This is a genomic window from Vagococcus sp. AM17-17, assembly GCF_003471765.1.
Classification (GTDB): Bacteria; Bacillota; Bacilli; order Lactobacillales; family Vagococcaceae; genus Vagococcus; species Vagococcus teuberi.
Map to the genome: position 1 here is coordinate 1 of NZ_QRJY01000019.1, position 17212 is coordinate 17212.

At 34.6% G+C, this 17212-nt stretch carries 11 protein-coding genes; all 11 read left to right on the forward strand.

Annotated features, from left to right (window positions below; genetic code table 11):
* Positions 1 to 684 precede the first annotated feature (684 nt).
* The 11 genes from DW196_RS10485 to DW196_RS10535 all read left to right on the forward strand — a co-directional run bounded on the left by DW196_RS10485 (position 685) and on the right by DW196_RS10535 (position 17137).
* Entirely contained in the window at positions 685 to 1164 is a 480-nt protein-coding gene (locus tag DW196_RS10485) for a CtsR family transcriptional regulator (RefSeq protein WP_118251220.1), read from the forward strand.
* Positions 1161 to 3617 (forward strand): ATP-dependent Clp protease ATP-binding subunit, encoded by a 2457-nt coding sequence (locus DW196_RS10490; protein WP_118251221.1) that lies wholly within the window; start codon positions 1161 to 1163, stop codon positions 3615 to 3617. Before DW196_RS10485 ends, DW196_RS10490 begins: the two co-directional genes overlap by 4 nt.
* 113 nt (positions 3618 to 3730) lie before the next feature.
* Positions 3731 to 4651, forward strand: coding sequence for a peptidase U32 family protein (locus tag DW196_RS10495; protein ID WP_118251222.1), 921 nt, complete (start codon positions 3731 to 3733; stop codon positions 4649 to 4651).
* Positions 4652 to 4663: 12 nt separating this feature from the next.
* The gene (locus DW196_RS10500) at positions 4664 to 5899 is read left to right on the forward strand and encodes a U32 family peptidase (RefSeq protein WP_118251223.1); all 1236 of its coding nucleotides are present in this window, start codon (positions 4664 to 4666) and stop codon (positions 5897 to 5899) included.
* 15 nt (positions 5900 to 5914) lie between these two features.
* Positions 5915 to 7258 (forward strand): glutathione-disulfide reductase, encoded by a 1344-nt coding sequence (gene gor, locus DW196_RS10505; RefSeq protein WP_118251224.1) that lies wholly within the window; start codon positions 5915 to 5917, stop codon positions 7256 to 7258.
* A gap of 123 nt (positions 7259 to 7381) precedes the next feature.
* Positions 7382 to 8788: a cytochrome ubiquinol oxidase subunit I gene (locus tag DW196_RS10510; RefSeq protein WP_071456018.1), complete on the forward strand. Its 1407-nt coding sequence runs from the start codon at positions 7382 to 7384 to the stop codon at positions 8786 to 8788.
* A gap of 1 nt (position 8789) precedes the next feature.
* Positions 8790 to 9794 carry a cytochrome d ubiquinol oxidase subunit II gene (gene cydB, locus DW196_RS10515; RefSeq protein ID WP_118251225.1) on the forward strand — a complete coding sequence of 335 codons (1005 nt, stop codon included), beginning with the start codon at positions 8790 to 8792 and terminating at the stop codon, positions 9792 to 9794.
* 16 nt (positions 9795 to 9810) lie between these two features.
* Positions 9811 to 11541: a thiol reductant ABC exporter subunit CydD gene (gene cydD / locus DW196_RS10520; RefSeq protein ID WP_118251226.1), complete on the forward strand. Its 1731-nt coding sequence runs from the start codon at positions 9811 to 9813 to the stop codon at positions 11539 to 11541.
* Positions 11542 to 11543: 2 nt separating this feature from the next.
* A complete protein-coding gene (gene cydC, locus DW196_RS10525) occupies positions 11544 to 13298 on the forward strand; it encodes a thiol reductant ABC exporter subunit CydC (protein WP_118251227.1) in 1755 nt (584 codons plus the stop codon).
* A 193-nt stretch (positions 13299 to 13491) separates the two neighbouring features.
* Entirely contained in the window at positions 13492 to 15663 is a 2172-nt protein-coding gene (locus DW196_RS10530; RefSeq protein WP_118251228.1) for a hypothetical protein, read from the forward strand.
* Positions 15664 to 15985: 322 nt separating this feature from the next.
* Positions 15986 to 17137, forward strand: a complete 1152-nt coding sequence (locus DW196_RS10535; RefSeq protein WP_118251229.1) for a cation:proton antiporter — start codon at positions 15986 to 15988, stop codon at positions 17135 to 17137.
* Positions 17138 to 17212: the final 75 nt, after the last annotated feature.

The window sequence follows — 17212 nt, forward strand, 5'->3', positions numbered from 1 at the left end:
TTTAGCGATTAACGTCATAGATATTTTTTCAGTTAAAAGTTCTAAGATTTGCATAGTCCTTATTACGTTGTTGGATGGTTCTTTTAAATACTTGTTTGATAACTATTCGCTTTCCTTTTACCTTTCATAGGTAATACGGTCAACTAAAACAGACCTTGTTTAAATAGTACTGATAGAACATGAAACAGGAAACTCAGCACGACCAATAATGACATCTAGAGTCCATCCTTGAACAATCTTCTTTTTAATGTATTCTGTTTCATTATTAGATAAAGAAATAGGACGTCTGCCACAATTCTTTTTATTGTTTTTGTATCTTTTATAGTAATCTAGTGCAGATAGCCCCTCGTCAAAAGCTTTGTAAACATTATAAATAGTCTGTTTTTCTCGTTTCGACTATTGAGGAATGTATGTTCCTTTTTTATTTTGATGGTAATAAGATTCTATCAAAACTAGCTCGTCTGTAGTCAGATGTATATAGGGCATTTGTGATTAAACTCCTTGTTTTCTTTAGTTGGAAAGACAATTAGAGTGTATCATAAATGATTTTTTTAGTTGTCTAGCTTAATTTTACAATTGACTAATGAGAGAATTTATATAAATCGTATTATTATAAATATTGATAAATTTTTAGTATAATAAAGGTCAATATAAGTCAATTGAGTAGTAAGAGGGGGTAATCTAATGGAGAATAAAAACATGTCAGATATTATAGAAGAGCATCTAAAAGAATTGTTGGCCAATGAAGATATTATAGAAATTAAACGAGCGGAACTTGCTAATCAGTTTAATTGCGTCCCTTCGCAAATTAATTATGTGATAAATACGAGATTCACGATTCCAAAAGGATACAGGGTAGAAAGTAAGCGTGGCGGTGGTGGCTATATTCGAATTGTTAAGGTAAAGTTAATTCAATATAAAACTAAATTGTGTGAAGAAATACCTGAAATGATTAGTAATGGTTTGACAGAGAGTGAGGCATTTGCTATTTTAAATGAACTACATGATAATGATATTATTACGTTACATGAAAAGCATTTATTGCAAGCAGCCTTTAAATTAAATGGAATTAGCCGTTCTTCTGAAGAAAGACTGTTAAGATCTAATATGATGATTGCTATTATAGAGCGTCTCACATATAAAGAAAGAGAGGAACTTAGATGAGCGAATTATTTACGAAACGTGCAAATGATGTACTTGAATTGGCACAAGAAAGTGCTAGATATTTTAAGCATGATGCTGTGGGAACAGAGGATTTCTTATTAGGATTAGTTAAAGAGCCAAGAGGAGTTGGCGGAAAAGCAATTAGAAAATTAAACATAGACGAAGAAATCATATTTGAAGAGATTGAGCAGGTTGTTCAATATGGTAGCTATAAAACCAAAAAAGGTCAGCTTTTACCATATTCACCTAGAGCAAAGGATGTGTTAGCTTTTGCTGGTGAGGAGGCAAAACGACTAGGTGCACCAAGTATCGGAACTGAACATATTTTACTAGCGTTAATTAGAGAAGATACATTGTTATCTGCTAGAATTTTGAAGAATCTAGGAGTAGAATTACCTAAATTACGTAAAGATATTTTAAAACGAATTGGTATTACGGAAAACAATAAAAACGGAAAAGTTCGTAAAACGGGAAAACCATCGACAAATGAAGGAACACCAACACTAGATTCATTAGCTAGAGATTTAACTCAAAGTGCTAGAGAAAAACGATTGGATCCGTTAGTTGGTCGAGATACCGAAGTGGAAAGACTAATCCAAATATTGAGTCGTCGTACAAAAAATAACCCGGTATTAGTTGGCGAGCCTGGAGTCGGTAAAACGGCAATTGCTGAAGGATTAGCACAACGCATTGTTGCGGCAAATGTTCCAAAAGATATGAGAAATAAACGAGTAATGATGCTTGATATGGGAGCAGTAGTTGCAGGAACAAAATATCGTGGTGAATTTGAAGATCGAATGAAAAAATTAGTGGATGAAATTTATTATGATGGCGAAGTTATTTTGTTTATTGATGAATTACATACGTTGATTGGCGCTGGCGGAGCTGAAGGTGCGATTGATGCGTCTAATATTTTAAAACCAGCTCTTGCTCGTGGTGAATTACAAACCATAGGGGCTACAACATTAGATGAATATCAAAAATATATTGAAAAAGATCCTGCATTAGAAAGACGTTTTGCTAAAGTTTTAGTGGATGAGCCAAATGAAGAAGAAACAATTGAAATTTTATCAGGGTTAAAAGCACAATATGAAGAACATCATCAAGTAGCGATTACACAAGAAGCTATTGAGGCAGCTGCAAAATTATCTATTCGTTACATTAATGATCGTCAGCTTCCTGATAAAGCTATTGATTTGATAGATGAGGCAGCTGCCAAAGTACGCTTGAATCAAGCGGAAAAACCGTCTCCAATAGTGAAACAACAACAGGTATTAGCTGATATCTATAAGGAAAAAGAAGAAGCGATTATCTCACAAAATTTTGCCGAAGTGGTTGAAATTCGAGAGATAGAAAAGAAAGCCTTAAAAAAATTAGCAAAATTAGTTGAAAAACAAGAAAAAGAATCAACTGGTTATACACAAAAAGTGACCGAAGAAGATATTGAATCTGTCATTTCTCAATGGACTGGTATTCCTTTAACACAGTTAGAAAAAAAAGAGAGTGAACGATTACTTGATTTGGAAAAGGTCATGCATGAACGTGTTGTCGGCCAAGAAGAGGCTGTAGAATCTGTTTCACGTGCTATTCGACGTGCGCGAAGTGGATTGAAGAGTCCTAATCGTCCAATTGGGTCATTTATGTTTTTAGGGCCAACAGGTGTTGGGAAAACAGAACTAGCTAAAACAATTGCTGAAGTGATGTTTGGTTCAGTAGATGCCTTGATTCGAGTGGATATGTCTGAATTTATGGAAAAACATAGTACAAGTCGTTTAGTCGGCTCCCCTCCAGGATATGTTGGTTATGATGAAGGAGGACAATTGACTGAGCTAATTCGTCAAAAACCATATTCTGTTGTATTACTTGATGAGGTAGAAAAAGCCCATCCTGATGTGTTTAATGTGTTGTTGCAAGTACTAGATGATGGGCATTTAACTGATGCCAAAGGTCGTAAAGTAGATTTTAAAAATACAATTATTATCATGACATCAAATATCGGCGCTACTTCTTTACGAGATGAAAAGACTGTTGGATTTGGTGTAGCAGATGAAACCAAAGATTATAAAGCGATGAAATCTCGTATATTAGAAGAATTGAAAAAATCATTTAGACCGGAATTTTTAAATCGTGTAGATGAAGTGGTCGTATTCCACTCATTAAATAAACAACAATTACATGATATCGTGAAAATCATGTCTAAAGATGTTGTTGAGAGATTAAAAGAACAAGATATTACATTAAAATTAACTTCAGCAGCTATTGATGTTATCAGTAGTGAAGGGTTTGATCCGGAATACGGAGCTCGTCCAATTCGTCGTGCTTTGCAAAAAGAAGTCGAAGATAGACTAAGTGAATTACTCTTGTCAGGTGAACTTCAAACAGGAGATATAGTGACTCTTGGTGCATCAAAAGGGAAAATTAATACAAAAGTAAAAAAGGTAGAAAAAGTGTAACAAACAAGCGTTAGTTAGTTAAATAACTAGCGCTTTTACCTTGTGAAAGTTTGCGGTTTATCTATGCAATATGTTAGGATAAAAAGTGTTTATAAAGGATAGGAGTGTCTAGAATGATAGAGATAAGTACGACAGTGGACTCATTAGAACAGGCACGTCAACTGGTCGAATTGGATATTGATGTAATTTGTTTTGGAGAAGAAGAATTTGGGTTACGTTTACCGCATTATTTCACAAGAGAAGAAATGACTGAATTGGTTCAATTAGCTCATAGTAAAGGAAAAAAAGCTCGTGTTGCGGTGAGTGCGATTATGCATCCAGATAAAATGGAGCTTATTCCTGAATATTTGGGTTTTTTAGAATCAATTGGAGTAGATGATATTATTGTAGGCGATCCTGGTGTGATTTATGTCTTACAACGAGATGGATATAAACTACCTTATGTATATAATGCTGAAACAATGGTGACTAGTTCAAGGCAAGTAAACTTTTGGGCCAAACGTGGGGCAACTGGTGCAATTTTAGCTAGAGAAATTCCGTTTGAGGAGTTGCAACAAATTGCCAAAGATTCGCAAGTCTTTACTGAAGTTTTAGTGTATGGTGCGACGTGTATCCATCACTCAAAACGCCCACTGCTTACAAATTATTTTAATTTTACGAAGCAACAAGACAATGTTTCTAAAGAAGATGGGTTGTTTATATCTGAACCTAAAGATGAAGAAACGCATTATTCTATTTTCGAGGATAAGCATGGGACACACATTTATGCCACAAATGATGTAGACTTAATGTTTGAATTAAAAGAATTATATGATGCTGGTTTAAGACATTGGAAATTAGATGGTATGTATACTCCTGGGGAAGATTTTGTGAGTATTGTTTCAAGTTTTATTACAGCTAAAAAAGCGTTGATTGGAGACACTTGGACACAGGATTTGGCAAAATCGCTACAAAAAACGATTATGGAACATCATCCAAAAGGAAGAAGTTTGGATACTGGCTTTTATTATTTAGATCCTGAGGAAATAAAATAGGAGAGAGTAAAGATGACAAATACATTGAAACGACCAGAAGTACTGGCTCCAGCTGGTACACTTGAAAAATTGAAAATTGCGATACATTACGGGGCAGATGCTGTGTATATTGGTGGAAATGCTTATGGCCTAAGAAGTCGTGCTGGGAACTTTTCTTATGAAGAAATGGAAGAAGGTGTCGCATTTGCTAAAGAGCGAGGAGCAAAAGTTTATGTGGCGGCTAACATGGTGACGCATGAAGGAGATGCCAAAGGAGCTGGTGAGTTTTTTAGAAAATTGCGAGATATTGGCATTAGTGCGGTAATCGTCTCTGACCCAGCATTAATTGAAGTATGCATTACTGAAGCACCAGGTTTACCGGTTCATTTGTCGACACAATCTTCTGCGACAAATTTTGAAACATTAGAGTTTTGGAAAAATGAAGGACTAGAACGAGTGGTGTTAGGTCGTGAGGTCTCAATGGACGAGGTAGCGAAAATTCGTGAGAATACGGATATTGAAATTGAAGCCTTTATTCATGGTGCGATGTGTATTTCCTATTCAGGTCGTTGTACCTTATCAAATCATATGAGTCACAGAGATGCTAACCGTGGTGGGTGTTCACAATCATGTCGTTGGAAATATGATTTGTTTGATATGCCATTTGGTGAAGAAAGACGTTCATTAACAGACACTGGAGAAGTGAGTGAGCCGTTTTCAATGAGTGCGGTGGATATGTCAATGATCGAACACATTCCTGATTTAGTAAAAAACGGTGTCGATAGTCTAAAAATTGAAGGACGCATGAAGTCGATTCATTATGTATCAACGGTATCTAATGTCTATAAAAAAGCAGTTGATAGCTACATGGCTGATCCGGAAAATTATGTGTGTAAACAAGAGTGGATTGATGAACTGTGGAAAGTGGCACAACGAGAATTAGCAACTGGTTTTTATTATCATATTCCAACAGATGAGGAACAATTATTTGGAAAACGTCGGAAAATCCCAGTGTATAAGTTCATTGGTGAAGTGTTAGAATATGATGACGAAACTAAAATTGCTACTATCAGACAACGAAATCATTTCAGAATCGAAGATCATATTGAATTTTACGGACCTGGATTTACTCACTTTGAACAAGATATAAAAGAGATGTGGAATGAAGACGGTGAATCAATTGAAAAAGCACCAAATGCTATGATGATTGTCAAAATGCCAGTCGCACAACCAGTTAGACCTGGTGATATGATTCGTAAACAGAAGTAAGAAGGGAGAAAATGGATGAAAACATTTGATTATATAGTGATTGGTGGAGGTAGTGGTGGAATAGCTTCTGCTAATAGAGCAGGTATGCATGGGGCTAAAGTGTTATTAATAGAAGGAAACGAGCTTGGTGGAACATGTGTCAATGTTGGATGTGTTCCTAAAAAAGTGATGTGGTCAGCATCTCAAATGAATGACATGCTACACCATCAAGCCTATGAATATGGTTTTGATGTAACAGTTGACGGATTTGACATGGCTCGTTTAGTCGAAAATCGCCAAACGTATATCAAACGATTGAATGGTTTGTATTTAAAGGGGCTAGAAAGTAATGGAGTGACTCATATTAAGGGTTACGCTAAATTTAAAGAAAAAAGTGTGGTCGAAGTAAATGGAGAAACATTTACTGCTCCTCATATTTTAATTGCGACAGGTGGGAAAATTATTCGTCCGAATATTCCCGGTGCAGAATATGGTATTGATTCAAATGGCTTTTTTGAGTTAACAGAACTACCAAAACGTGTAGCGGTAGTTGGAGCTGGTTATATTGCAGTGGAAATCGCTGGCGTATTACATGGCTTAGGAGCAACGACTCATTTGGCATTTAGACGTGACACCTTTTTACGTGAATTCGATGACTTATTAATTCAAGGGTTGACTGAAAGTTATGAGAAAAGTGGCATGAATTTACATGCAAATAGTGTACCAAAGAGTGTTGAAAAAACAGCTTCTGGTTACGTTTTGTCCTTTGAAAATGGAAAATCAATCGAGGTAGATGAAATTGTCTGGGCAATTGGTCGAGTGCCAAATATGGATGAGTTAAACCTTGATGTGACAGATGTTGAATTAACGGATAAAGGTGCAATAAAAGTAGACCAGTATCAAAATACCACACAAGAAGGTATTTATGCTGTTGGAGATGTCATTGATAAAATTAATTTAACACCTGTAGCAATTGCAGCAGGACGAAGATTATCCGAACGATTATTTAACAATCAAGATAATTTATATTTAGAGTATCATACCGTTCCAACAGTTGTATTTTCACATCCAGCGATTGGAACAGTTGGTTTAACAGAAAAAGAAGCTAGAGAACAATATGGTGAGGATGTTAAAATATATACGTCTAGATTTACACCAATGCAGTTTGCGATTACTGAAGTTCGCGAAAAATGTTGGATGAAGCTTGTGTGTGTCGGAAAAGAAGAACGAATTGTTGGATTACACGGTATTGGATTGGGTGTTGACGAGATGCTACAGGGATTTGCGGTTGCTGTAAGAATGGGTGCAACTAAAGCTGATTTTGATCAAACTGTTGCCATCCATCCAACAGGAGCAGAAGAATTTGTCACAATGAGATAATGTGTGTAAAAAACGTTGTTTAAATTTATTATTACTTGATAACGAGTTGAAAAAGTTTTGAAACTACTTGACCTATCGGGTATAATGAGTTTGTTAAATAGATTTATATAAGGAGGATTATTTATGGATATCGAATTTTTGGCACGGTTCCAGTTTGGTATGACAACTGTCTTCCATTTCTTTTTCGTGCCAATGTCTATCGGGATGGCATTCGCTGTTGCGGTAATGGAGACAATGTATGTTGTTAAAAAAGAACAAATCTATAAAGATATGGCAAAATTCTGGGGTAACATCTTTTTAATTGGTTTTGCCGTAGGGGTTGTAACAGGGCTTATCCAAGAGTTTCAATTTGGAATGAACTGGTCTGAATACTCTCGTTTTATGGGGGATATTTTTGGAGCACCTTTAGCAGTTGAAGCACTATTAGCATTCTTTATGGAATCAACGTTTATTGGTTTATGGATGTTTGGTTGGGACAAGTTTAACGAAAAACTGCATTTATTATTTATTTGGTTAGTTTCAATCGGTACAGCACTATCAGCCCTTTGGATTCTTGCAGCGAACTCATTCATGCAAAATCCTGTTTCTTATTCAATCAACGAAGCAACTGGTCGTGCAGAATTAACAAGCTTTGTTGGTTTACTAAAAAATCATCAATTATGGGTAGAATACCCTCACGTATTATTTGGTGCAATTGTAACCGGTGGATTTGTGATTGCAGGTTCATCAGCATGGAAAATGCTTAAAAACAAAGACATGGAATTCTTTAAAAAATCAATGAACATTGGATTGATTTTAGGATTAGTTGGTTCAATTTTAACAATTGGTGCTGGTCACCAACAAATGATCGCTGTTGCAAACGATCAACCAATGAAATTTGCAGCAATGGAAGGTATCTATGAAGATACAACTTCTCCTGCACCATGGAACATTATTGCATCAATCGATACGAAAGATAAAGAAACAAAATGGGAAATTTCTGTGCCATACTTACTAACACTTTTAGGTGGAGAAGAGAAGTACATCGGAATGGACCAAGCAAATAAAAATCTACATGATGAATACGATGCCAAATTTGGTTCAGAGATGGATTACTATTTACCAGTTAAGACTCTTTTCTGGGGATTCAGATTCATGGCAGGTTTTGGTACACTAATGGCATTAATGGCTATTGTGGGACTATTCTTGCTTCATAAAAACAAGATTCAAAATATGAAATGGTTACTATGGCTATTTGTAGCAGGCATTAGTTTCCCATTCATTTCAAACACATTCGGTTGGTTAGTAACTGAATTAGGACGTTCACCATGGACTGTTTATGGACTATTTACAATCGCAGATAGTGTGTCTCCTGGTGTATCAGCAACATCATTATTAATTAGTAACATTGTTTACTTCTTATTATTCAGTGTATTAGGTTATGTGATGTTTGTATTCTGTAAACGTGCTGTTAAAAAAGGGCCTTACTATGTGGATCCATCTGAAGCGAAAAAAGATGGTATAGATCCATTTGCAAAGGGGGTTCTGTAAAATGAGTAATTTACAATTTTTATGGTTTATTTTAATTGGTGTCTTATTTTCAGGATTCTTCTTCTTAGAAGGATTTGACTTTGGTGTTGGGATGTCAGTTAAATTGGTTGCACGTAATAAACGTGAACGTGACCAAGTCATTGAAACAATTGGACCTATTTGGGAAAGTAACTTAGTATGGTTAATTACAGCTGGTGGGGCAATGTTTGCCTCTTTCCCGGAATGGTACGCGTCACTATTTAGTGGATTCTACTTAATTTTATTATTTATTTTAGTAGGATTGATTATCCGCGGGGTATCATTTAAGTTCCGAAGTAGTTCTGAAAATGCGAAAGAACGTAATACTTGGGAATGGGCATTGTTTTTAGGTAGTGTGATTGTCCCATTTCTATTTGGTATGATGTTTGTTGACTTAGTAATGGGTCTACCAATGGATGCATCTAAAAACGTAATGAATGCATCATTTACTGATTACGTGAACCTATTTTCTATCGTTGGTGGAGTGGCAGTGACTTTAGTTAGTTTCTTACACGGATTAAACTACTTACGATTAAAAACAGAAGGAGCGGTGCGTGAACGTTCATTAGCTATTGCTAAAAAATTATACCCAGTATTATTTGCTGGATTAGTTGTTTTTGCTATCTTAGCTTATTTGAAAACAGATTTCTTTACTGAACGTTTTATATCTTCATTGATTCTTTTAGTTTTAATTGTTGTTTTTGCAGCACTTTCTGCTTATGGCACTTATAAAGACAAAGAAGGATTATCTTTTATTTCAACTGGATTAGTCTTCGTTGGGATTGTAGCATTCTTATTTAATGGGTTATTCCCACGTGTTATGATCGCCAAAGATTCACAATTTAGTTTATTGATTGAAAATGCATCAAGTACACCGTATACATTGAAAGTAATGACAATTGTTACAGTTGTCTTATTACCAATCGTCTTACTTTACGTTGCTTGGGCATATAAACAATTTACCAAACGTGTCAAGATAGATAGATAAAAGGAGTTGTACCTGATTGATTGATAAGAATTTATTTCGTATTGATAAAATTAGGTCAGTCTTAATTGGGCTTGTAGGATTAGGAATCCTACAAGCCTTATTAATTATCGGACAGGCTTATTTTTTATCAAAAGGTATCAGTGCGTTGTGGAACGGAGAAGCTGTCGCAGCGCAAACGATGTCGCTTATTTGGTTTTTTTCTTGTTTTTTTGGTAGACAGCTAGTGTTGTATGTACGAGATAAATCTCTTGATAAGTACGCGTATCAAGAAGCAAGAAAAGTCCGACAACAATTGCTACAGAAAATATTTCGTTTAGGTCCTAACTTTGTTCAAAAAGAAGGGACTGGTAACATGGTTACTATGACGATTGAAGGGATTGACCAAGTAGAAAACTATATTACGTTAATTTTACCGAAATTAACCAATATGATGGTCATACCATGGATTATCTTAGTGTTTGTATTTACGCAAGATGTGCGTTCAGGAGTCATATTATTAATCGTTTTTCCCGTTATCATTTTATTTATGATTATTTTGGGATACGCTGCAAGAGCCAAAGCAGATAGACAATATGAAGGGTTTCAGTTATTAAGTAATCATTTTTTAGACTCTCTAAGAGGGATCGAAACGCTTTATTTTTTAGGGTTAAGTAAGACATATGAAAAAAATGTTTACGACATTAGTGAAGATTACCGAAAAGCAACAATGAGTACGTTAAAAATTGCGATACTTTCAACATTTGCACTAGATTTTTTTACAACTTTATCAGTGGCAATTGTGGCGGTCTTTTTAGGGTTTAAGTTAATGAATGGAGAAATTTTATTATTACCAGCTTTAACAACCTTAGTGTTAGCACCAGATTTCTTTTTGCCTTTACGAGACTTTTCAAATGACTACCATGCGACATTAGATGGTGGAAACACGTTAAAATCTATTTTTTCAATTTTAGATCAAAAAGAATTAACAAATGATGAAACAATTGACTTAAAAGGTTCATGGAATGATTCAGACAAATTATCATTAAAAAATATGTCGTTAAAATACAATGGCTCACAAGAGGCAACAACCTTAACGGATATTTCATTTGATTGGCAAGGGAGTGGGAAAATAGGAATTGTGGGGTTATCAGGTTCTGGTAAGTCAACGTTGATTAAGCTACTAGGCGGATTTTTAGAAGCAACAGAGCCAAGCATTCATATTAATGATTCTGCTATGAGTAATTTGCAAAAGAAAGTTTGGCAAGATCAATTATTTTATATTCCTCAAGATCCTTATGTTTTCCATGGCACATTAAAAGAAAATATTACATTCTATCATCCAGAAGCAAGTTTTGAAGAATGTACTGAAGCCATTAAGCAAGCAGGTTTGATAGATGTCATTGAAGAATTACCAGAAGGTTGGGATACTGTGATTGGTGAAGGAGGCCACTTACTAAGCGGAGGGCAATACCAACGAATTGCAGTAACCAGAGCATTGCTTGATAAAGAACGAAAAGTTTTACTATTTGATGAACCAACAGCTCATCTAGATGTGGAAACAGAGTATGAATTAAAAGAAACCATGTTACCATTATTTGAAGATAAGCTTGTCTTTTTTGCAACGCATCGTCTGCATTGGATGAGAGAGATGGATTATATCTTGGTAATGGAAGATGGAAAAATTGTGGAACAAGGAACTTATGATGAGTTACGTGCTAAAAATGGTGCCTACCAACACTTTGTTGACCAATTGAAGGGAGGGTTATAGAAATGAAACAAGATCACTTATTATTAACAAAACAAGATAAGTGGGTTAGACCTTTTTTCAAGAAGTATAAGAAGCTATTGGCCTTAGTTTTATTTCTAGGATTTCTAACGTTTTTTTCAGCTGCAGCATTGATGTTTACCTCAGGCTACTTGATTAGCCGTTCGGCCGCAAAACCTGAAAATATACTAATGGTGTATGTCCCAATTGTATTAACACGTGCATTTGGTATTGCCAGACCAACATTTCGTTATATCGAACGTTTAGGAAGTCATAACTGGGTGTTAAAAATGACGTCTGATATTCGTGTCAGGTTGTATCGTTCATTAGAAACAGAGGCAACAGATACAAAAGAAAATTATCAATCAGGTAGTTTACTTGGGATATTATCAGAAGATATTAACCATATCCAAAATCTTTACTTAAGAACGATTTTTCCAATCTGTACGTCTTATATTTTATATCTCTTTATTGTGATAGGATTAGGTTACTTCTCTCTACCATTTGCTGGGTTAATGTTAATTTTATTTGCTTTAATTCTAGTGGTATTACCACTAGCAGCAATCTTAGTTAATAATGCTAGAGTGTACCGTAAAAAAGCAAAAAAACATGTGCTATATAATGATTTAACAGATGCTGTTCTAGGAGTTGCTGACTGGCAATACAGCGGTCGTTATGAAGAGTTTTTAACACAATATAATGATGCTGAATCAAGTGTAAGAGAAGAAGATTATCAATTAAATCGTTACTCTAGACTTGAAGGGATTATAAAGCAGTTTATTTTTGGTGTGATAGCTATTTGTCTCTTCATTTGGTCAGGATCATACTTTATTAGTCAAGGAAACCCCGGCGCACTAAATTGGATTGCGGCATTTGTGTTGTCATTTTTCCCATTACTAGATGCCTTTGGGCCAGTGAGTGATTCAGTTAAAGAGTTACCTATTTATGAAGATACTGTTCAGCGTTTATCCAAACTACCAGATCCGGATAAATTTGACGCTGGAGTGGCGAAAAACTCAATTACTTTAGAATCGACTACAATCCAGTTAGAAGATGTTAGTTTTAAATATTCTCAAGGTAAACGAGAGTTACTATCTCATTTTAACCTAACGATACCAGAAGGGGATGTTGTCGCATTATTAGGAAAAAGTGGGACAGGTAAAACGACATTAACTCAGATTATTCGCGGAGATTTACTTCCAACATCAGGTAAAGTGTTAGTTGGTGGTGTGGATATTAAAGAGATGGAAGGCCAACAAGCTAAATATTTTGGCGTTCTAAATCAACACCCATACCTGTTTAATACAAGTTTAAAAAATAATGTGCGTTTAGGTAACTTAGATGCGACAGATGAAGACGTATTAAAAGCGATCGAAGCAGCAGGCCTAAAACAAGTTGTGGAGCGTTTGCCACAGGGGATGGACACATTAGTTGAAGAAGGCGGAAAACGATTCTCAGGTGGAGAACAACAACGTATCGCGTTAGCTAGAATCTTATTACAAGATGTATCAATTGTTATTATTGATGAACCAACTATTGGTTTGGATCCACTAACAGAAAAGCAGTTACTTGAAACGGTATTTAATGTGTTAAAAGATAAAACAGTGATTTGGATTACCCACCATTTAGTTGGGATTCATCATGCTGATGAAGTCGTGTTCATTGAAGATGGAAAAATTGATATGTCAGGTGGACCCAAAGACTTGTTAGAAACAAATGAACGATTTAAGCAACTGTATGAAATGGATGTTTATGAGTAAAAAAGCATTCCCTCTTAAAGGGATGCTTTTTATTTATCAAAACAAGACAAAAGATACAGAAATATTAGTCTATCATAATAAAACAACTTTACAATTCACATCAGAAAAGGTACTATTAATACAAGTATCTAATTGAGATAAATGATGGTACACGTTAATATGATAAGCTAAATAGTGGAGGGAGTTTGAAGTTATGCCTTTAGAGGAGTTTGATATAGATGTTCAACTGTATCAAGATGAAACAAAAAAGCCAGATGAACAGAGTGTTATTTTATTGCCTGTTCAGAACATAGCAACAAAGAAGAATCAATTATTATTAAAATGGTCAAATCGTAAAATGAAATTATCCCAATCAATTATTAGTAAAGCAGTAGAATTATTTTTATCTAGTTGGGAAAACACATTTTCATTGTATCCAATTGAACGTGTTTTTATAAACTATACAACGCTTGAAAAAGTAGAATTATTGGTAACGTTTGATGCAAGTAGATTTTATTCAAATACTCAAATTAGAAATATTAAAATGAACTCACCTAAATTGTTTAAAACTGCAATGAATGAGGCGTATGACCAATCTGGTGTTCTTAAAAACCAAACAGCTAATCAGTTAGGAGCGTCTAATGTTGCAATGGATTATGATAGATATGATGGGATAAATAATAGTACTCATATAGTTAAGGACAAATCTGTTGCCCAAAACTTATTTATAAGAGAACAAACTGTTCAAGATAGTGAAGATTTATTGGATAAACAACAACGAATCTATGAATTAGAGCAAAAAATTGCAGAAAATTCACAATTAACGAAATCATTTGAAATGGATTTACAAACGACTCAACGTGAATACGAAATGAAAATTTCTCATATCAGTCAAGAAAATGACGCTTTAAAACAAAAGATTATTTCTTATCAGGAAAATGAAATTGATTTCAGACAGCAATTACAATTAAAAAAATCAGAAGTACTTGAGTTGAAAAATAGAGTTAGTGAGCTAACAGTTGAATTAGACCAAGGTGTGGAAGCTTGGAAACAAAAACATCAGCAAGCTCAGATTGAAAATGAAGAATTGCGTATGGTAATTACTGAAAATCAACAATTTGAGGAGCAAGTCCAAGAATCTTTACGAGATGCAACGAAAAAATTAAAAGAAAAGGAGTCTGAACTCTCTCAGCTAGAGCAAGAAAGTCAAATAGCTATTAGAGAAGCTCAAATGCAACAAAAGCAATTTATTGTTGAGAAAGAACGATTACAAGAACAACAAGATAAATTAGATCGATTATTATCTGAAAGACAAACAATGGTTCAACATTTGAACGATAAGTTAAATCAAAAAGAACAAGAAATGAAACGATTAACATTTGAACACCAACAAGCTGTTCAAGAATATCAATACCAACTTTCTAAAAAAGAAAAAGAGTTCGATGATTTAACTTATTCAAAAAATGAAGAAATTCAACGTTTATCTCAACGTTTAGAAAAACAACAAAATTTAGTGAATCAATTAATGGACTCGCAAGAATCAACTCAGTCTAAATGGCAAGACAATTATAGTCGATTGGAAAATAATTACAGAGCAGCAGCTAATAAAGTGCTTGACTTAGAAAAAGAACTAGCTAAATTGAAACAATCTAGTTACTCGACAACATCGATAGCAGATAGAACATTTCCTTCTATATCTTTAGAAAATGATGTTTTACCTGAGATAGAAATACCAACACAACCTGTTTTTGAACGGGTAGAAATGGTGGATGATGATAATCTGGACGTACAGAAATCTGATACGTTGGATTTAATTCAATTGGAAGATCCTCTAGATCAAGCTTATCATTATACAGATGAAGAAGTCACTGTTGAAAATGATGACGAAGACTATGATTATGACGAAGACTATGATTATGACGAAGACTATGATTATGACGAAGACTATGATTATGACGAAGACTATGATTATGACGAAGACTATGATTATGACTATGATTATGACGAAGACTATGATTATGATGACGACGTTCTAGGTTATGATGAAGAAACAGTAATGGATGATGTCGATACTATTTTAAGTGAAACAGAGAATGAAGAGGGAAAAGAAAAAATTCGTAAAAAAGAATATGTGGCTTTTGCAGAACAACTTGAAGAATTATCAGCTCGCTGGGAGGAACTAGCAGATAAAGATAATAAATTTAAAAAATGGGCTGATCCAAAGATGAAAAAATTTGACCGCTTCTACAAAAAACTTGATGATAATGTTAAATCACCTAAACTATTATCTCGTAAGTACGTTATGACTGAAGAAGTGTGGGGAGAAATTCAAGCATATGCTCTTATTAGTCGGCATTTAAAAACTATTTTAGATTATGAATCTTAAATTAAATACCTCTCTATTAAGTTTTTTATTAATGATTAAACCGTAGCTAGTCATCAGATAATATGTAAAGAATCGTGTTAATAGACATTAATCTATTAACACAATTTTTTTATCTATCAGTCAACTATTATGGATAAGAATTAATATGTTCTATTTCTGTTTTATAATATTACAACTCTATTGAGCGAAAAAAGTAAGATGTTTTTTTATAAAAGGGGTTTTTTATGATATCGGCATTAAAAAATGCGATAAATCTTTACAAGGGATGAAATAGTTTGATAGATTTATTATTGTAGGTAGAAAAAAGAGTAGGGGATGACATATGGAACTATTATTTACAATTGTATTAATTTTATTTTCAACGAAAGTAGCCGGTCACTTGTCTGTAAAGCTTGGTCAACCAGCTGTTTTAGGGAAATTACTTGTTGGGATAGTAATTGGTCCAGCTGTTTTAGGTTGGGTAAATGACTCAGCTATTTTTCAAGAGTTTTCGGAAATAGGTGTATTATTACTGATGTTTCTTGCAGGACTTGAAACAGATGCAGAACAGCTAAAGAAAAACTGGAAACCATCAGTTGCTGTTGCGGTCTTGGGGATTATCGTACCATTTGCAAGTGCATTTGCAATGGGAGAATTATTTGGATTTTCGTTCAATGAAGGAATCTTTTTAGGTGTCCTTTTCTCAGCAACAAGTGTCAGTATTACCGTGCAAGTGTTAAAAGAAATGGGAATGATGCAGACTCGTGAAGCAACCACCATCTTAGGAGCAGCTGTGGTAGATGATATTTTAGTTGTGACACTTTTAGCTTTTGTCATGTCATTTATGGGGGAAGATACATCAAGCGCATCAGTTCCGATGTTACTACTGAAAAAAGTTCTTTTCTTTGTTGTGGCTTTTGTAGTAGGTATTTATATTGTACCTAAGTTCTTGAAATTATTTTCAAGATTCAAAGTAACAGCACCTGTAACAGCTGCAGCATTAATCGTTGCATTTGGCTTTGCCTATTTTGGTGAAATGTTAGGTATGGCAGGAATTATTGGAACATTTTTAGCTGGTTTATTTATTTCACAAACCTCTTTTCAACATGAAGTTGAGCAAACGGTTGATCCGATTGCAAATGCTTTATTTGTACCATTCTTCTACGTGAGTGTAGGCATAAGTATTTCGTTTGATGGGGTACTAAGCCAAATGGGATTCTTAGTTGCTTGTACAATCGTAGCTATTTTATCTAAACTATTTGGTGGATTCTTAGGGGCTAAGATGACAGGGTTTAATAACCACTCTTCACTTTCTGTTGGTTCAGGTATGGTATCACGAGGTGAAGTAGCACTAATTATTGGTACAACAGGATTAGCTGCAGGGCTACTTTCTCAAGAATATTACACAACAGTGATTATTTCAGTTATTCTGACAACATTGATTGCTCCCCCAATGTTAAAACATTACTTTATGAAATTATATTCAAAAAAATAATTAAACTAAGCAGTCGAAATATTTCGGCTCTTTGTCAACTACTGTTGGTAAGAGTTAAAACGTTAGAATTTAGGA